The following is a 17,445-nucleotide window of genomic DNA, read 5'->3' as shown; positions in this document are numbered from 1 at the left end:
GAGGTGATCGAGCTGTTCGCCGTCGACGACACCTGGGCCGACCGGCCCCCCGAGACCCCTCCCGACACCGACACCGATGCCGATACCGATGCCGACGACCACGGTGCGGGCGGTGTGGTGGCGGGGGTGGACCGTGGCTGTGCCGGCGGGCCGGGCGGGTCCGGGTACACCCGGCTGGGCCCCGCGGGCGGGGGGATGCTGCACCCCGCCGACGAGACCACCACCCCGGCCGCACCCCTGACCGTCGACACCCCGGCCTGGCTGCGGGCCGACCCCGCCGGCTGCCTCATCCCCGGCATCGGGGTCATCCCCGCCGACAGCTCCACCGTCGCCAACCTGCACTGCCTGTGCAAACACCACCACCGCGCCAAACACCAAGCCGGCTGGCGCCTGACCATGACCCGCGACGGCGTGTGCACCTGGACCTCACCAGCCGGCCAGGACTACCCCACTCACCCGACCAACCACCTCCAAGCCAGCGCCTGACGCGCCCCAAGAGCCACGTCACGTCAGCGTGCACCGGTGACCACGGCTGGCCCGTCGTCCGAGCTCAACGCGTGCCGGCGTCTGCGCAGCCCCAGGGACAGCGACACGAGCGCCGCCAACAGCGCAGCCACGGCCGCGCCCAGAAACACCGTCTGCACCTGCACCACCCCCGCGTGGACCATCGCACCGGGGGCCTGTGGGTCGGGCAAGGCATTGACCGCAGCGTAGAACCGATGCAGTCCGATCGCGGTCAGCAGCGCCAGCCCCACGACCATGCCGACCATCCGCCCGACCACCAGGAGTGCGCTCGCCATCCCGTGCGCCTCCTGTGGCGCGTCCGCGAGCGCCGCGTCGTTGACCGGTGCAATCGCGAGCCCGAGTCCGAGCCCCACGACGACGAGCACCAACGTCGCGGTCCAGTGCTGGAGCGAGCCCTCGTCCCATCCGGCCATCGCCAACATCCCGGCGGCGGCAGCAAGCAGTCCCGGCCCGGCCACGAGCCCGGCCCCGCACCGCTGGAGCAACCATCCGCCGGCCACCGCTCCGATCGGCACCGCCACGAGAAACCGCACCAGCACGAGCGCCGCGGTGGTCTGGGAGTCGGTCATCACCAACCGCGCGAGCAGGGGGACGTCCACCACGACCGCTACCAGAGCACATCCCACGAGCACGCTCACCAGCAAGGCCGGTATGACGCGTGCCTGGACCAGTCCGCGCGCGATCAGTGGAGACGCCGCGACACGATGGCGCCACAGGAAGAGCGCGACCGCGACGAGGCCCACCGGGACCAGCCACCAGCCGAGCGGTCCGATGACGGAACGCTCAGGGTCGGCCGACGAAAAGGTGAGAACCAGGGACCCGAGGGCCACGGCCAGGCACACGGCACCGGTGAGATCGGCCTGCCTCAGCACCGGGCCCCACGATCCCGCGGTGGCGGTGACAAACAGCAGCACAGCCACGGCGGCGGCGACCCCGATGGGCGTAGCGACCCGCGAATCTCCATGGAACGGGATGAAGGGGACGCCCAGCGTGATGTCGACGACCAACCGTTGGGGCGCGAGCAGGGTCAGCACGCCGAGCACTCCCGCGACCAGGCCCAGGACAACCGGCACCGGCCGCGCCCGGACGCGTTCGCGCCCGGTGAGGACGATGACCCCGGCCAAGGCAATCCCCAGGGCGACGTTGACCCAGAAGATCATTCGCCAGTCGGACACCGCGAGGATCAGCGCGCCCACGAGCGGCCCGAGGACGCTGCCGAGCTCTTGCACGCCACCCACGACCCCGAGCGCGGTGCCACGCCGCTCGACCGGCCACAGGTCGGCGACGAGGGCCAGGGTCGCGGGGACCAGGCCTCCCCCACCGACTCCTTGGAGCACCCTGCCGGATACCAGCACCGACAGGTCCACCGCGCTCGCGGTGACGACGGACCCGGCGACGAAGATGCCGAGGCACACCAGCAGGATCCGCTGCCGAGACACCAGGTCGGCCACCCGTCCGATCAGCGGGAGGACCGCGACGTAACCGAGCAGGAACCCGGAGATGATCGGCGCCGCCCGTTGCAGGGCGTCGATGCCGAGGCCCACGCCGGCCATCATGTCCGGGAGGGCAAGCACCACGACATACGTGTCGGCGGCGGCCAGCGCGACGGCCGCCGAGGCCGTGCCCAGAAGGGCCCTAGGGCTGGGTGATCTCAACCGGCTGACCGTAGGCGTCCAGGTGCAGGGTGTAGGTCGACGTGGCACCTGGGTAGAACGGCCCGCTGACCGCCACGGTGCGGATCTGCTTGCTGTCCGGGACGATCCCGTAGGTCACGTCGTAGCTGCCTTTCGCGTCACCGATGACCAGGACGTCGGTCACCGCCTTGCCGGGGAGCGTGCCCGTGATCGTCTGCACGACCTCCTTGCCATCGCGTGACTTGTCGCCGAGCTTCGGGTCCTTCGTGGCCGGGAGCAGCGTCGTGATGCCGTGGTCGGTCGAGAAGAGGTCGGCGGGGTCGGGCGCGTTGTACTTCGCCGGGTCCTCCTTCAGGTAGGAGCTCGAGAAAGGCAGCTTGAGCCAGAATCCGCCGCCGACCGCGACCACCGGCACCGTCGCCTGCAGGCCCTTGATCCGGGCCTCCAGGGTGCCCTTGAACGCCGGCGCGTGGGTGCCGTCTCCCTCCGCGCCAAGGACGCCGTCAGCCTTCTCGGGCACGTCCTGGGAGGTCAGCCTGAGGTGCACCGACGACGCGTCATCCAGCACCTTCTTCGCAGCCGCCAACTGGTCGCGGGCCGAGGGCGGGGTGGCCGTTCCCGACCCGGAGTCGGCGCCGCCTCCCCCGCTGCAGGCGGTGAGGGCGAGAAGCGCGGCTGCCACGGCAGCCACGGACGTGGAGCGAAGTCGCATGAACTGAACCTAACCTCTGGCCGGCAGACATCGGGACCGCCGGTCGGATGACCGGCGGTCCCGAGCGGTCCCGCGGACTCCGTCAGCCGTTGACGGCAACACCGGCCGGTCGCACGGTGAGTCCGTCCGCCTCGGGGTCTCGGTCCACGACGACCGTGTCGCCGTCATGGATCTGGCCCGCCAGCAGCTCCTTGGCGAGCTGGTCACCGATCTGGGTCTGCACCAGCCGGCGCAACGGACGGGCGCCGTATGCCGGGTCGTAGCCGGTCAGCGACAGCCACTCACGCGCCGCGTCGGTCACCTCGAGGGTGATCCGGCGGTCGGTGAGCCGCCGAGCGAGCGCCGCGACCTGCAGGTCCACGATGTGCGCGAGCTCGTCGGTGGTCAGGGCGTCGAAGATGACGACCTCGTCGAGCCGGTTGAGGAACTCCGGCTTGAACGCGGCACGCACCGCGGCCATGACCTCCTCGTGCTTGGCGTGGTCGTCCAGCAGCGGATCGACCAGGAACTGCGAGCCCAGGTTGGAGGTCATCACCAGGATCACGTTGCGGAAGTCGACCGTGCGGCCCTGACCGTCGGTGAGCCGTCCGTCATCGAGCACCTGCAGCAGGATGTCGAAGGTCTCGGGGTGGGCCTTCTCCACCTCGTCCAGCAGGACGACGCTGTACGGACGTCGACGCACCGCCTCGGTGAGCTGGCCGCCCTCCTCGTACCCGACATACCCCGGGGGAGCTCCGATGAGCCGCGCGACGGCATGCCGCTCGGAGTACTCACTCATGTCCAGCCGCACGATGGCGCGCTCGTCGTCGAAGAGGAAGTCGGCGAGCGCCTTGGCGAGCTCGGTCTTGCCGACTCCGGTGGGTCCGAGGAAGAGGAACGAGCCGGTGGGGCGGTCGGGGTCGGCGATACCGGCGCGCGAGCGGCGCACCGCGTCGCTGACCGCCTGCACGGCAGCCTTCTGGCCGATCAGCCGCTTGCCGAGGTGGTCCTCCATCCGCAGCAGCTTCTCGGTCTCGCCCTCGAGCAGGCGGCCGGCAGGGATGCCGGTCCACGAGCTGATGACGTCGGCGATGTCGTCGGGCCCGACCTCCTCCTTGACCATCGGCGCCTCACCGCCGGCGGTCGACGAGGTCGACTCGGCGGCCTGGGCCTGGTCGAGCTCCTGCTCGAGCGCGGGCAGCTGGCCGTAGAGGATCGCCGACGCGCCGGCGAGGTCGCCCTCGCGCTGCAGCCGGTCGGCCTGGCTGCGCAGGTCGTCGATCTGGGCCTTGACCTCACCGACCTTGTTGAGGCCGGCCTTCTCCTGCTCCCAGCGCGCGTTGAGGGCGGCGAGCTCCTCCTCGCGGTCGGCGAGGTCCTGGCGAAGCTTGGCCAGACGCTCCTTGCTCGCCGCGTCGGTCTCCTGGGCGAGCGCGAGCTCCTCCATCTTGAGCCGGTCGACGCCGCGCCGCAGCTCGTCGATCTCGACGGGGCTGGAGTCAATCTCCATCCGTAACCGCGAGGCGGACTCGTCGATCAGGTCGATCGCCTTGTCGGGCAACTGCCGACCGGTGATGTAGCGGTCGGACAGCGCCGCCGCGGCGACGAGCGCGGAGTCGGCGATGGCCACCTTGTGGTGCGCCTCGTAGCGCTCCTTGAGCCCGCGCAGGATGCCGATGGTGTCCTCGACACTCGGCTCACCGACGAAGACCTGCTGGAAGCGCCGCTCCAGCGCCGCGTCCTTCTCGATGTGCTCGCGGTACTCGTCAAGCGTGGTCGCACCGACCAGCCGCAGCTCACCGCGGGCCAGCATCGGCTTGAGCATGTTGCCGGCGTCCATGGCACTCTCGCCGGTCGCGCCGGCACCGACGACGGTGTGCAGCTCGTCGATAAAGGTGACGATCTCGCCGTGGCTGTTCTTGATCTCCTCGAGGACGGCCTTGAGCCGCTCCTCGAACTCGCCGCGGTACTTCGCGCCCGCGACCATCGCGCCGAGGTCGAGACTGATCAGCCGCTTGCCGCGCAGCGACTCGGGCACGTCACCGGCCACCATGCGCTGCGCCAGTCCCTCGACGACGGCGGTCTTGCCGACGCCGGGGTCGCCGATCAGCACCGGGTTGTTCTTGGTGCGCCGGGACAGGACCTGCACGACGCGCCGGATCTCCGAGTCACGGCCGATCACCGGGTCGAGCCGGCCCTCGCGGGCAGCCTCGGTGAGGTCGGTGCCGTACTTGCCCAGCGCGTCATACGTCGCCTCAGGGTCAGCGGAGGTGACCTGCGCTCCGCCGCGGATCTTGGGGATCTCGGCGGTGAGCGCGTCGGCGTCCAGACCGAAGCTGCCGGTGCCGGCCAGCGCCACGAGCAGGTGGTCGGTCGAGACGAAGGTGTCGCCCATCGACTGCATCAGCGACCTGGCCTGCTCCAGCACGGCCAGCGCCTGGCGCGAGAGGCCGGGCGCGCTCACCGAAGAGCCACTGGCCTTCGGCAGCGACGCCAAGGCCGTGGTCGCAGCGTGCCCCGCGGCGGTGGCCGACGAACCGACCGCTTCCAGCAAGGGTCCCGTGGTGGTGTCGGTCTGCTGGGTCAGCGCCAGCAGCAGGTGCGCCGGCTCGACCTGGGGGTGGCCGGTGGCAGCGGCGTCGCGAACGGCGGAGGACAGCGCCTCCTGAGCCTTGGTGGTGAGCTGCAGGTCCATAAACAGATGATCTCCTCGTGATGACGACGCCGCAGGTCGGTGCCGTGACGTCGCCGGGTCGGGACACGTTCAGTATCAGCAACCGGAGTAGAGTTGAGTCTATTCCGCTCAACCCTGGGAGTGAGCGGCGCCCGGGACCGTGCCGAGCCGCGCGGTGACCAACTCGGCGGCGGCCTGCCACGACTGCTCTGGTGCGTCACCGGTCGGGTAGCGCTGGTCGAGCTCGAGAATCGTCATGCCGTGCGCCATGGACCAGAGAGCTTGGGCGAGGCGGCATGTTCTGGTCCGTTCGGGAATTCGGCGCGGCGAGCCTTCAGCTGGTGCAGGATGGATCGGACGAAGGAGGAGCCATGCCGTTGCCTAGGAAGGTCGCCGAGCTCAACAAGGTCGGTCTCAACCGCGTCACAAGACCGCTGGCAGGGCAGCTGCCCGGGTTCGGGCTGGTCACTCATCGCGGCCGCAGGTCCGGCAAGGAGTACAACACCCCGGTCAACGTGTTCCGGGTGGAGGGCGGCTTCACCATCGCGCTGACCTACGGCACGGACTCCGACTGGGTCAAGAACGTGCTGGCCGCGGGTGAGTGCCGGATCCACACCCGTGGCAGGACACATCACTGCACGGCACCGCGGCTCTTTCACGACGAGAGCAGGACCGGGATGCCGAGTGTGGTGCGCCAGATCCTGGCCCTCACAGACGTTTCCGACTTCATGTCCCTGACCACTGTCGGTGAGGACGACTAACGTCAGGGGGTATGCCCGACTCCGACGCCACCGCCACCGCCACCTTCCTCCAGCTGCACCACGACTCCGGTCCCCTGCTGCTGCCCAACGCGTGGGACACGGGATCCGCGCGCCTGCTCGCCTCCCTCGGCTTTCGTGCCCTCGCCACCACCAGCAGCGGGTATGCCGCGTCGCTCGGCCGGCTCGATGGTTCCCTCAGCCGCGACGAGGCTCTCGAGCACACGGCACAGCTCGTGCGAGCCACCGCGCTACCCGTCAACGCCGACCTGGAGAACTGTTTCGCCGACGAACCTGCCGGCGCGGCCGAGACGATCCGGCTGGCGCTCGGCACCGGCACCGCGGGCGCATCCATCGAGGACTTCAGCGGCCGACCCGACTCTCCCATCTACGATCTCGGTCTCGCCACCGACCGGGTGCAGGCCGCCGCCGAGGCGGCGCATGCCGGGCCGCAGCGGCTGGTCCTCACCGCGCGGGCCGAGAACCACCTGCACGACCGGGCCGACCTCGCTGACACGATCACGCGGCTGCAGGCCTACCAGGAGGCCGGGGCCGACGTGCTCTATGCACCGGGCCTGACCAGCGCCGACGACATCCGCGCGGTCGTGACCTCGGTCGACCGTCCGGTCAACGTCCTCGCGATGTCGGCGACGCCGACCGTCGCCGAGCTCGCCGAGATCGGTGTCGCCCGCATCTCGGTGGGCGGCGCCTTCGCCTTCGCCGCGCTGGGTGCCCTGCTCGAGTCGGCCCGCGAGCTGCTCGACCAGGGCACCTACGGCTACACCACCCGGTCCGCCGCCGGTCGAGCAGCCATCGAATCGGGGTTCTCCGACGAGAGCGGTGCCGGAACGGCCTGAGCCGAGGGACCGCGTCCGGTGTCCGTCGCGCCACGGGCTCGGCGCAACAGACGCATCGCGTTGGCGATCACCACCAGCACGGACGCCTCGTGCACCAGCATCCCGATCGCCATCGTCACGCCACCGAACACCACGCCGAGCAGCAGCGCGAGCACGGTGGCCAACGCGACCGCGATGTTTTGTCGCATGGTCCGCACCGTCCTCCGGGCCAGCGACACCGCCTCCGGGAGCCGAAGGAGGTTGTCGCCCATGAGGGCGATGTCGGCCGTCTCGACCGCCACGGCCGGTCCGGCCGCCCCATCGCCACGCCGATGTCCGCGATGGCGAGGGCCGGGGCGTCGTTGACCCGTCACCCACCATGGCGACGGTGTGACCCCGGCGTTGCAGCTGCGCGACGACCTCGAGCTTGTCCTCCGGGAGGAGAACGGCATGGACCTCGTCGACACCCGTGGCCGGGGCGACCGCCTCGGCGACCTGCCGGGCGTCACCGGTGAGCATGACGACCCGCTCCACCCCGGCCTCGTGCAGCCGCGCCACCATGTCGGCGGCGTCGGCCCGCACCTCGTCCGCGACGGCGATCACCCCGACGGCGGTGTCGTCGACGGCGACGATCATGGGCGTTCGGCCCGCCGAGGCGAGTGCGTCGGCGGCTCGTGGAGCGTGTCCCAAGAGGTGCTCGGCCGGGTCTCCAGCGAGGTAGAGCGGATCCCGTCTGCCCAGGAGAGCGAGTGCATCCGGCGGTCGATCCCCTCCAGCTGCTCGCGGGAGAGACCGGCGAAGTAGGGCACGCGCGACAGCACGCGCATGCGCACCGCGTCGTCGCAGGAGTGCGGCACGCCACAGGTCTGCGCCAGCGGTGTCCGCCGCCTGGCCGCGGAGGAGGTGGGGATGGCGCTGGTGGTCATGTCAGCTCCGTGCGGTCAGGGATGGATCATTCGGACCGTATCCCGCCGTGTCGGCGTCTGACAGGGGCCAAGGTCCTGCCACGAGCACGGACCGGGCCCCCGACACAGCGGTAGCGTGGCCGTCATGACAGGTCACATCGAAGCCGTCGAGGGTGACATCACCACCCAGCAGGTCGACGCGATCGTCAACGCTGCCAACAGCTCGCTGCTCGGTGGCGGTGGGGTGGACGGCGCGATCCACGCCGCCGCCGGTCCAGCCCTGCTGGAGGAGTGCCGGGCACTGCGTCAGGACTCCTACCCGGACGGGCTGCCGGTCGGCGCGGCGGTCGTCACGGGCGCCGGCAACCTGCCCTGCCGCTGGGTCGTCCACACCGTCGGGCCGAACAGACATGCCGGCCAGACCGATCCGGCTCTGCTGATCTCCTGCTTCAGCACGTCGTTGTCGGCCGCTGCGTGCGCAGGAGCACGCACCATCGCGATGCCGGCGGTGAGCGCCGGCATCTACGGGTGGGACGCGGACGAGGTGGCCGAGATCGCCGTCACCACGGTGAGGGACACCCTCGCCAGTGGGACGGTCATCACGCCATACGGCGACGGCGACCTCGGCCAGGTGGAGCTGGTGCGGTTCGTGCTGTTCGGCGCCCGCACCTACGACGCCTTCACCCGCGCACTGGGCTGAGCGCGGGCGCACCGGTCAGACGACTCCGAGCGCCAGCATCGCATCGGCCACCTGGACGAAGGCGGCGGCGTTGGCGCCCACTACGTAGTTGCCCGGCACGTCGTACTCGTCAGCCGTGGCGGCGCACCGCTCGTGGATGCCCTTCATGATCTCGGCGAGCCGGTCCTGCGTGTAGTCGAAGGTCCACGAGTCGCGCGAGGCGTTCTGCTGCATCTCGAGCGCGCTCGTCGCCACCCCTCCGGCGTTGGCTGCCTTGCCGGGGCCGAAGAGCACACCGGCCTCGGCGAAGATCTGGGTCGCCGCGGGGGTTGTGGGCATGTTGGCGCCCTCCGCGACCGCGACGCAGCCGTGGTCGACCAGCCGTCTGGCGTCGGCCTCCTCGATCTCGTTCTGAGTCGCCGACGGCAGTGCCACGTCGCACGGCACCTCCCAGATCCGGCCGCCCGCAACGTGGTTCGCTCCCGATCCGCGTGCCTCGGCGTAGTCGGTCATCCTCCCGCGCCGGACCTCCTTGACCTCCTTGAGCAGCTCGACGTCGATGCCCTTCTCCTCGACGACGTAACCGCCGGAGTCCGAACAGGCCACCACGGTGCCACCCAGCTCGTGCACCTTCTCGATCGCGTAGATCGCCACGTTCCCCGAGCCGGAGACCAGCACGCGCTTGCCGTCCAGCGAACCGCCCCTGGTTCGCAGCATCTCGTCGACGAAGTAGACTGTGCCGTAGCCGGTCGCCTCGGTGCGCACCAGCGACCCGCCCCAGCCGATGCCCTTGCCGGTGAGCACGCCGGACTCGTAGCGGTTGGTGATCCGCTTGTACTGCCCGAAAAGGTAGCCGATCTCGCGGCCGCCCACACCGACGTCACCGGCGGGAACGTCGGTGTATTCGCCGATGTGGCGGTAGAGCTCGGTCATGAAGGACTGGCAGAACCGCATCACCTCGCCGTCAGAGCGGCCCTTGGGGTCGAAGTCGGACCCGCCCTTGCCCCCACCGATCGGCAGCCCGGTGAGCGCGTTCTTGAAGATCTGCTCGAACCCGAGGAACTTGACGATGCCGAGGTAGACGCTCGGGTGGAAGCGCAGCCCGCCCTTGTAGGGCCCGAGCGCGGAGTTGAACTCGACCCGGAAGCCGCGGTGGATCTCGATGCGTCCGTTGTCGTCGACCCACGGCACGCGGAAGATGATCTGTCGCTCCGGCTCGCAGATGCGCTCGATGACCCGCGCGTCGGTGTATGCCGCGTGCTTGGCCATGACCGGACCCAGGCTGTCGAGCACCTCGCGGACCGCCTGGTGGAACTCGGTCTCCCCCGGGTTGCGCTGGAGCACCAGCTCGTAGATCGACTGCAGCTTCGGTTCGAGCGCCGACACGGGCGCCTCCTCGGGGGGTGGCGGGCAGGGACGCGGGTCACCATACCCGCGGTGTCCGGTCCCTGAGATGACTGTCCACTCCGCGGAAATGCGACCGAGGCACCGTGCCCGGGAGTGGGCTTCAGGCCCGCGGCCGCCACACCACCAGCGCCCGCGAGTCGCTGAGGGTGCGGCTGGGACGCTCACCTGCCCGCACAGCGACCACGTCGCCGGCCCGGCCGGCCGCGAAGACGCGGGCCGCCGCGCTGCGCTCGAGTCGCGCGCGCTCGAGCTCTGCGGTCAGCACCTCCACGCGTTCCTCCAGCCGGCTGACCTCGTGCTCCAGCTCGAGGATCCGCTGGATCCCGGCCAGGCTGATGCCGTCCTCCTGGGACAGACGTTGCACCGTCCGCAGCCGTGCGATGTCGCGGGCCGAGTAGCGGCGCCCGCCTCCACGGGTGCGAGAGGGCGAGACGAGGCCGAGCCGGTCGTACTGCCGCAACGTCTGCGCATGCATGCCAGCCAGCTGGGCAGCCACCGAGATGACAAACACCGCGGCGTCGTCATCGTGGGGGAAGCCTCGTGGCGTCACGTCCGCTCACTCCTTCGCACGGGCGAAGAGTTCGGCCCGGGGATCGGCCCCGTCCTCGTCCGCGCGCAGGACCTCGAGGGCGTCGCGCGCGGAGTCGGACAGCCGTTGCGGCACGACGACGGTGACCTTGGCCAGCAGGTCACCGGTGCCCTTCTTGCTCTCGATGCCCCGCCCCTTGACCCGCAGCACCCTGCCGCTCGGCGTGCCCGGTCTGATCTTGACCTTGACCGGCGCGCCCGACAGGGTCGGCACCGAGACGGTCGCGCCCAGGGCGGCCTCCGCGAAGGTGACCGGCAGGTCGACGGTGAGGTTGTTGCCGTCACGGCCGAAGACGGGGTGCGGCTCGACGTGCACGGTCAGCATCAGATCTCCCTTGGGGGCTCCGTGGTCGCCGGCATGGCCCTTGCCGCGCAGCCGGATCCGCTGACCGTCCTTGACCCCCGCGGGGATCCGGGTCGTCACGTGGCCGCCGTCGGCGTCCTGGAGAGTGACCGTGTCACCCTGGGTCGCCTGCCGGAAGGACAGCGTCGTGCGGGCGTTGATGTCCGCGCCGGGGCGGGGGCCGGCAGGTGCGCCGAACCCCCCGTAACCGCCACGGCCGGCGCCACCGCCGAACATCCCACCGAGCAGGTCCTCGAGGTTGGGTTGCCCAGCCCCGCCGCCACCGCCGGAGGTGGTGAAGCGCACATTGCCCCCGCCGCCGAACATGCCACCGAAGAGGTCCTCGAAGCCGGCGCCACCGGCAGAGCCGCCCGGGCCGCCGCCGGCGGTGAATCGGGCGCCGCCGTGGGCCATCTGGCGGATCGCGTCATACTGCTTGCGCTGCTCGGGATCGGACAGGACGGCATACGCCTCCCCGATCTCCTTGAACTTCTTCTCCGCCGCGGTGTCGCCCGGCTTGGAGTCGGGGTGCCATTCGCGCGCGAGCTTGCGGTAGCGCTTCTTGAGTGCCTTGTCGTCGACGTCGGGGGAGACGCCGAGGATCGCGTAGAAGTCCTTCTCGAACCAGTCCTGGCTGGCCATGGGCGCCTCCTCCTCTGCTCACTGTTTCGTCCCGACACCGCTTCGGCGAGTCGTGTCGCCGAAGCGGTGTCGGGTCCGGGTCACTGCGGGTCGGCGACCGCCACGCGGGCGGGTCGGATGACCCGTTCTCCCATCTTGTAGCCGGGCTGCATCACCTGCACGATCGTGGTGACCTCCGTGCCGGGTGCCAGCTCGGCCTCGGTGTGCATCAGGGCCTCGTGCACGTTGGGGTCGAACGCCTCGCCGGGCTCGCCGTAGCGCACGACACCGTAGCGGCCGAGGGTCGTCTCGAACTTCTCCGCGATGGCCGCGAACGGCCCGCCCTCGAGGTCGCCGTGCTGCCGCGCCAGGTTGATGTCGTCCAGCACCGGCAGCAGAGCCTCCACGACACCGCTCACGGCGAGATCCTTGTGCAGCTCACGGTCGCGGTCCACGCGCCGCTTGTAGTTGACGTATTCGGCGTTGAGCCGCTGCAGGTCGCGCTTGAGGTCGTCGGCCAGCGTGGCGTCGGGATTGGCCGGCGCCTCCGAGGCGCCGGACCCGGCCTGGCTCCCCTGCGAGTCTGCGGTGTCTGCGGCCCGGGTCGAACCGTCACCGCTCGGGGACGCCCCGGCGGCCGGCTGCCCCGAGCCGGCGCCGCGGACGGCGCCGGTCTCGGGGTCGAGCCGCCGCTTGTCGCGGATCACCGGCCCGACGGTCTCCTCGGCCGCTTCCGGGTTCTCCGGCGGGCTCGCGGCCCCGTGCACTGGCTCGTCGGTCACTTCTTCTCCTCTTCGTCCTCGACGACCTCGGCGTCGACGACGTCCTCGTCGGCCGAGCTCGCGCTGTCACCGGCCGCTCCCGCACCGGGGTCCGTCGCTCCGGGGTCACCCGCGGCGCCGTCGGCCGGCTGCTCCGACTGGGAGGCGGCATACATTGCCGTGCCGACCTTCTGCGACTCCTCGGACAGCTTGGCGCTCTTGGCCTTGATGTCCTCGGCGGACGCGCCGGAGCCGTCCTTCAGGGCCTCCTTGAGGTCGGCCAGGGCGCTGTCGACGTCTCCGCGGCTCTCGGCCGGGATCTTGTCGGCGTTGTCGGCCAGGAACTTCTCGGTGGAGTAGACCAGCTGCTCCGCGGTGTTGTGGGACTCGGTCTCCTCGCGGCGCTTCTTGTCCTCCTCCGCGTGGGCCTCGGCCTCTTTCACCATGCGGTCGATCTCCTCCTTCGGCAGCGCGCTGCCGCCGGAGATCGTCATCGACTGCTCCTGACCGGTGCCGCGGTCCTTGGCGGACACGTGCACGATGCCGTTGGCGTCGATGTCGAAGGTGACCTCGATCTGCGGGACGCCACGGGGGGCGGGGGCGATACCCGTCAGCTCGAAGTTGCCGAGCGGCTTGTTGTGCTGGGCCAGCTCGCGCTCACCCTGGAAGACCTGGATCATCACCGACGGCTGGTTGTCGTCGGCCGTGGTGAAGACCTCGGAGCGCTTGGTCGGGATGGCCGTGTTGCGCTCGATGAGCTTGGTCATCAGGCCGCCCTTGGTCTCGATGCCGAGCGACAGCGGGGTGACGTCGATGAGCAGCACGTCCTTGCGCTCGCCCTTCAGCACACCAGCCTGCAGGCTCGCGCCCACCGCCACGACCTCGTCGGGGTTGACGCCCTTGTTGGGTTCCTTGCCGTCGGTGAGCTTCTTGACGACCTCGGTCACGGACGGCATACGGGTCGAACCACCGACGAGCACCACGTGGTCGATCTCGCTGACCTTGATGCCCGCGTCCTTGATGACGTTGTGGAACGGCGCCTTGGTGCGCTCGAGCAGGTCAGCGGTCATCTGCTCGAACTGCGCGCGCGACAGCGACTCGTCCAGGTGGATCGGGCCGCTCTCCGACATCGAGAGGTACTGCAGGCTGATGTTGGTGTTGGACGCGGTCGAGAGCTCCTTCTTGGCCTGCTCCGCGGCGTCACGCAGACGCTGCATGGCGATCTTGTCGCCGGACAGGTCGGTGCCCGTGTGGTTCTTCACCGTGGTCAGCAGGTGCTGGACGATGCGGTCGTCCCAGTCGTCGCCACCGAGCTTGTTGTCACCGTTGGTGGCCCGGACCTGGATCGTCGAGAAGCCGTCCTCCGGGTCCTTGCCGACCTCCAGGAGGGACACGTCGAAGGTGCCGCCGCCGAGGTCGAAGACGAGGATGAGCTCGTCCTCCTTGCCCTTGTCGAGCCCATAGGCGAGCGCCGCCGCGGTGGGCTCGTTGATGATGCGCAGGACGTTGAGGCCCGCGATCTCGCCGGCCTCCTTGGTGGCCTGGCGCTCGCGGTCGTCGAAGTAGGCCGGCACGGTGATGACCGCGTCGGTGACGTCCTCACCGAGGTAGGACTCGGCGTCGCGCTTGAGCTTCTGCAGGATGCGCGCGCTGATCTCCTGCGCGGTGTACTTCTTGCCGTCGATCTCCGGCGACGTCCAGTCGGTGCCGATGTGGCGCTTGACGGAGCGGATGGTCCGGTCGACATTGGTGACGGCCTGGCGCTTGGCGATCTCGCCGACGAGGACCTCGCCGTTCTTCGAGAACGCGACGACGGACGGCGTGGTGCGGCCGCCCTCGGCGTTGGCGATGATGGTGGGCTCGCCACCCTCGAGGACCGCGACCGCCGAGTTGGTGGTGCCGAGGTCGATTCCTACCGCACGTGCCATGAGTGACTCTCCTGTATGTCGGGTGCCTGGCTCGGTGCTCCCGGCGTGCTGTCGGGAGACTTCACCAGCTGGTTGATGCGTCAACACTCAATCTGCAGACTTCCCGCCCGAGTTGTCAAACTGAGGCTCCGCAAACTTGAGTTCGTCAGGCTCAACTGTACCGGTGGCGGATTCATTCCCGGCCCTGCGGCAGTCGGCCCCAGTCGCTCGGCCGCTTGCGGCCTGACGTCGCAACTCGCGCTGGCACTACTGGGGTGAACGGACGCCATACCGGCGTGTCGTGCTGCGTGTCGCGAGGTAGTGCCAGCGTGACGTGCGGTCAACCCCTCCCAAGCGGTCCTTCCGTGGTGTCGTATGACGGTGCAGTCGTTCGTGGAGTAGGTGAGCGGCCGTCCGGCCGCTGGAGCCGAGGTCGCGAGGCGGCGGCCCCGGCCCGAGTCGAGAGGAGACGACAGTGGCTCAGTACCTGATCATGTTCAACGACGAGTGGGTGCCCGACCAGACGCCCGACGACCTACGCACCAAGAGCGCGACCTCGCACGCCCTGCTCGACGAGATGAAGGCGGCCGGCGTCTTCGTCTACGCCGAGGGCGGTATCGACGCCTCGACCGCGCTGTTCAGCGTCGAGACCAAGGACGGAGAGCCGGTCTTCACCGACGGGCCGTTCGTCGAGACCAAGGAGCACCTGGGCGGCTTCACCGTCATCGAGGTGCCCGACGACGAGGCCGCCCGCGAGTGGGCGGGGCGGATGGCCGTCACCCTTGACTGGCCGCAGGAAGTGCACCGGTTCGGCTCCGGGGTCGAGGAGATCATCGAGCGGCAGACGCAGGGACGTGAATGAGATGCCCCGTTACCCGTTGTCGGTCACTCCGTGCCCACCTCCAGGAGTGCGCTCGAAAACCGGGTGACCCCGACCGCGACGACGGTGTGTGATCGCGGGATGACGATCGTGATGGAACGGCCGGGCGCCAACGGGCTCGCCGCGGCGGTGGGCGCGCTGCGCGACTGGCAGTACGAGGGGTCGCCGATGCAGCTTCACCCCGGGGACCTGGGCTGGAACTGGTCGTTCGGCGAGCGGACCCTGGCCGCCGCCGTCCGCACCTGGAGCCGGGACGGGCGACTCCTCGCGGTCGGGCTGGTGGACGACCCCCGCACCCTGCGGCTGACGATCGCGCCGGATGCAGACCGGGATGAGGAGCTGGCCGACCGGCTGGCCCAGGACCTGACCGAACCGCGGCGCGGCGTCCTGCTCGCGGGGCGGGCGGCCGTGGAGGTGCCCGCGGTGCCACTGCTCCAAAAGCTGCTGCGCGAGGAGGGCTGGCAGGACGACGAGCCCTGGAGCCCGCTGCGCCGTGGCCTCGCCGAACCGGTGCCGGCCCGGGGCCTGCGGATCGAGGCCGTCGGCCCCGAGTCGGCACCCGAGCGGGTCGCCGACCGGGTGGACGTCCAGCGCGCGTCGTTCGACGGGTCGAACTTCACGCCGGAGCGCTGGCACGCGATGGCCGGCGGGGTGGCCTATGTCGATGCGCGGTGCCTGGTTGCGTACGACGGGCAGGACGCGCCGGTCGCGGCGGTCACGGTCTGGTCGGCCGGGCGCGGCAGACCCGGCCTGCTCGAGCCACTGGGCGTGCACCGGGACCACCGCGGTCGCGGCTACGGCACGGCGATCACCCTCGCCGCCGCGGCGGCACTCCGGGAGATGGGCGCGTCGAGCGCCGTGGTGTGCACGCCGAGCTCCAACGTCGGCGCCGTCGCCACCTACCGCTCAGGTGGCTTCCGGGCACTTCCCCAGCGCCGGGACCTCTACCGCGAGGGGTGACGCGACCGGCCCCGAGCGCTGGAGCCGGACGCCGAGGCCGGCACCGGCCAGGCAGACGACGGCGACGGCCGCCGCGAAGACGGAGTAGACGCCGTCGAGGTCCCAGCGGCTCGCCGCCCAGCCGGCCGCGACGGCAGGAAGCGCCATCGCGGAGTAGCAGCAGATGTAGAACGCCGACATGACACCACCACGGGCGTCCGCGGGGAGCACGGAGGCGAGGTGCCGCAGGGCCCCACTGAAGGCCAGGCCGAACCCGACGCCGAGCACCACGGCGCTGCCCACGATGAGGCCGGCGTGCCCGCTCCGGACCGCCGGCACGCTGAGCAGGACGCCCACCGCCATGACCGCGTCGCCCGTGATCCCGAGGGGCCGGGCCGCATGGCGCCCCACGACGGCCTGCGCAGCTGCAGCCGACAGCATCATCGCGGCGACCACCACCGCACCGAAGGTGTGCCCGTGCAGGCCAACCTGCCCGGTCGCGAGACCGGGGAAGAGCGAGAGATACATACCGATGAGGACCCAGGACGTCCCCGCCGACAACACGGCGAAACGGAAGTCGTTGCCGATCGGGCCCGGCACGTGCGGGCGGGCCACGTGGATGTGCGTCCGGCGCACTCGGTGGGTCTCGGGGATGGTGGTCAGCGCGAGCGTCACGCCGACCATCAGCAGCCCGAGGACGGCATACGGAGTGACGAGCGCGTCCGGGGCGTGGTCAGCGAGCAACGCGGACACCAGGATGCCGAGGCCCATGCCGGCCGCGAAGAATATGCCGGTGAGCCGTCCCGTGCGGTCGCCCTCGGTCGGGCGCAGGTCGAGCATCGCGGCCGCGCCGGCGACCACCGCGGTGCCGATGGAGGCGCCGTGGATCGCGCGGGCCACGAACAGCTCCCACGTCTGGTGTGCCACGACGAACATCACCAGACCAGCGAACATCCCGACGCCCGACCCCACCAGCGCAGGTTTGCGGCCGAGCGCATCCGTGAGCGGCCCCGCGACGACGATCGCGGACAATGCCGCCACGGCATACGTCGCGAACAGGGCAGTGATCGTGAGTGGGCTGAGCTGCCAAGCCTTCTCGTAGGTCGAGTAGAGCGGCGTCGGTGCGCCCGAGACGGCAAGGGCGACCCCCATCAGGGCAAGCAGCAAGCGGTATGCCGAGTCGTGACGCAACGTTGTCGCTGCGCCGATAGCTGTGGTCACGGCCGCTCCCTCATGTTCGATGCTCATCAAACCTTCCGCGTTGAGATTACGCTGGGTTTGATGCTCATCAAACTTG

16 protein-coding genes and 2 pseudogenes are annotated in these 17,445 nt (G+C 70.4%); 6 read left to right on the top strand and 12 right to left on the bottom strand.

The window, feature by feature from the left end:
- Positions 1-486: pseudogene (locus FCN22_RS21535) on the top strand (hypothetical protein); the annotation flags it as partial.
- Between the two features lie 23 nt (positions 487-509).
- On the opposite strand, the gene FCN22_RS01495 reads toward FCN22_RS21535, so the two are convergent.
- The 4 genes from FCN22_RS01495 to FCN22_RS22470 all read right to left on the bottom strand — a co-directional run bounded on the left by FCN22_RS01495 (position 510) and on the right by FCN22_RS22470 (position 5,782).
- Positions 510-2,180, bottom strand: a complete 1,671-nt coding sequence (locus FCN22_RS01495) for an MFS transporter (RefSeq protein ID WP_137119745.1) — start codon at positions 2,178-2,180, stop codon at positions 510-512.
- The gene (locus FCN22_RS01490) at positions 2,161-2,871 is read right to left on the bottom strand and encodes an LppX_LprAFG lipoprotein (protein ID WP_137119775.1); all 711 of its coding nucleotides are present in this window, start codon (positions 2,869-2,871) and stop codon (positions 2,161-2,163) included. The genes FCN22_RS01495 and FCN22_RS01490 overlap by 20 nt, the downstream gene beginning before the upstream one ends.
- Positions 2,872-2,953: 82 nt before the next feature.
- Positions 2,954-5,545 carry an ATP-dependent chaperone ClpB gene (gene clpB / locus FCN22_RS01485; RefSeq protein WP_137119744.1) on the bottom strand — a complete coding sequence of 864 codons (2,592 nt, stop codon included), beginning with the start codon at positions 5,543-5,545 and terminating at the stop codon, positions 2,954-2,956.
- A gap of 108 nt (positions 5,546-5,653) precedes the next feature.
- Positions 5,654-5,782, bottom strand: coding sequence for a hypothetical protein (locus FCN22_RS22470; RefSeq protein WP_274381527.1), 129 nt, complete (start codon positions 5,780-5,782; stop codon positions 5,654-5,656).
- Between the two features lie 113 nt (positions 5,783-5,895).
- Here FCN22_RS22470 and FCN22_RS01480 point away from each other — a divergent pair, with 113 nt between their 5' ends.
- Both FCN22_RS01480 and FCN22_RS01475 read left to right on the top strand, forming a co-directional pair.
- Positions 5,896-6,285 (top strand): nitroreductase family deazaflavin-dependent oxidoreductase, encoded by a 390-nt coding sequence (locus FCN22_RS01480; RefSeq protein WP_137119743.1) that lies wholly within the window; start codon positions 5,896-5,898, stop codon positions 6,283-6,285.
- An 11-nt stretch (positions 6,286-6,296) separates the two neighbouring features.
- The gene (locus FCN22_RS01475) at positions 6,297-7,139 is read left to right on the top strand and encodes an isocitrate lyase/PEP mutase family protein (RefSeq protein ID WP_137119742.1); all 843 of its coding nucleotides are present in this window, start codon (positions 6,297-6,299) and stop codon (positions 7,137-7,139) included.
- Here FCN22_RS01475 and FCN22_RS01470 read toward each other — a convergent pair.
- Both FCN22_RS01470 and FCN22_RS01465 read right to left on the bottom strand, forming a co-directional pair.
- Positions 7,061-7,796 (bottom strand): annotated as a pseudogene (locus FCN22_RS01470) (HAD-IC family P-type ATPase); the annotation flags it as partial. The gene FCN22_RS01475 and the pseudogene FCN22_RS01470 overlap by 79 nt on opposite strands.
- Positions 7,751-8,044, bottom strand: coding sequence for a hypothetical protein (locus FCN22_RS01465; RefSeq protein WP_137119741.1), 294 nt, complete (start codon positions 8,042-8,044; stop codon positions 7,751-7,753). The pseudogene FCN22_RS01470 and the gene FCN22_RS01465, both read right to left, overlap by 46 nt.
- Before the next feature lie 124 nt (positions 8,045-8,168).
- Between FCN22_RS01465 and FCN22_RS01460 the strand changes: the two genes are divergently transcribed.
- Positions 8,169-8,723: an O-acetyl-ADP-ribose deacetylase gene (locus FCN22_RS01460; protein ID WP_137119740.1), complete on the top strand. Its 555-nt coding sequence runs from the start codon at positions 8,169-8,171 to the stop codon at positions 8,721-8,723.
- A 15-nt stretch (positions 8,724-8,738) separates the two neighbouring features.
- Here FCN22_RS01460 and gdhA read toward each other — a convergent pair whose 3' ends face one another.
- The 5 genes from gdhA to dnaK form a co-directional block, all read right to left on the bottom strand.
- Positions 8,739-10,088, bottom strand: a complete 1,350-nt coding sequence (gene gdhA, locus FCN22_RS01455) for an NADP-specific glutamate dehydrogenase (protein ID WP_137119739.1) — start codon at positions 10,086-10,088, stop codon at positions 8,739-8,741.
- 121 nt (positions 10,089-10,209) lie between these two features.
- A complete protein-coding gene (locus FCN22_RS01450; RefSeq protein WP_373681272.1) occupies positions 10,210-10,659 on the bottom strand; it encodes a heat shock protein transcriptional repressor HspR in 450 nt (149 codons plus the stop codon).
- Between the two features lie 6 nt (positions 10,660-10,665).
- Complete coding sequence (locus tag FCN22_RS01445) at positions 10,666-11,682, bottom strand: DnaJ C-terminal domain-containing protein (protein WP_137119738.1); 1,017 nt, start codon at positions 11,680-11,682, stop codon at positions 10,666-10,668.
- Positions 11,683-11,762: 80 nt separating this feature from the next.
- Positions 11,763-12,443 carry a nucleotide exchange factor GrpE gene (locus FCN22_RS01440; protein ID WP_137119737.1) on the bottom strand — a complete coding sequence of 227 codons (681 nt, stop codon included), beginning with the start codon at positions 12,441-12,443 and terminating at the stop codon, positions 11,763-11,765.
- Entirely contained in the window at positions 12,440-14,350 is a 1,911-nt protein-coding gene (gene dnaK, locus FCN22_RS01435) for a molecular chaperone DnaK (RefSeq protein WP_137119736.1), read from the bottom strand. Before dnaK ends, FCN22_RS01440 begins: the two co-directional genes overlap by 4 nt.
- Before the next feature lie 454 nt (positions 14,351-14,804).
- Here dnaK and FCN22_RS01430 point away from each other — a divergent pair, with 454 nt between their 5' ends.
- Both FCN22_RS01430 and FCN22_RS01425 read left to right on the top strand, forming a co-directional pair.
- Positions 14,805-15,191, top strand: coding sequence for a YciI family protein (locus tag FCN22_RS01430; protein ID WP_137119735.1), 387 nt, complete (start codon positions 14,805-14,807; stop codon positions 15,189-15,191).
- A 99-nt stretch (positions 15,192-15,290) separates the two neighbouring features.
- Positions 15,291-16,169, top strand: a complete 879-nt coding sequence (locus FCN22_RS01425) for a GNAT family N-acetyltransferase (protein ID WP_137119734.1) — start codon at positions 15,291-15,293, stop codon at positions 16,167-16,169.
- Here the strand turns inward: FCN22_RS01425 and FCN22_RS01420 are convergent.
- On the bottom strand, positions 16,116-17,369 hold the full coding sequence (locus FCN22_RS01420) for an MFS transporter (protein ID WP_162308096.1): 1,254 nt from the start codon (positions 17,367-17,369) through the stop codon (positions 16,116-16,118). The two genes, FCN22_RS01425 and FCN22_RS01420, sit on opposite strands and share 54 nt — an antisense overlap.
- Between the last annotated feature and the right edge of the window lie 76 nt (positions 17,370-17,445).

It is taken from the genome of Segeticoccus rhizosphaerae, from assembly GCF_005222685.1.
GTDB lineage: Bacteria > Actinomycetota > Actinomycetes > Actinomycetales > Dermatophilaceae > Segeticoccus > Segeticoccus rhizosphaerae.
Note: the sequence above shows the minus strand (reverse complement) of the source record. Positions and strands in the feature narration are given on the sequence as shown.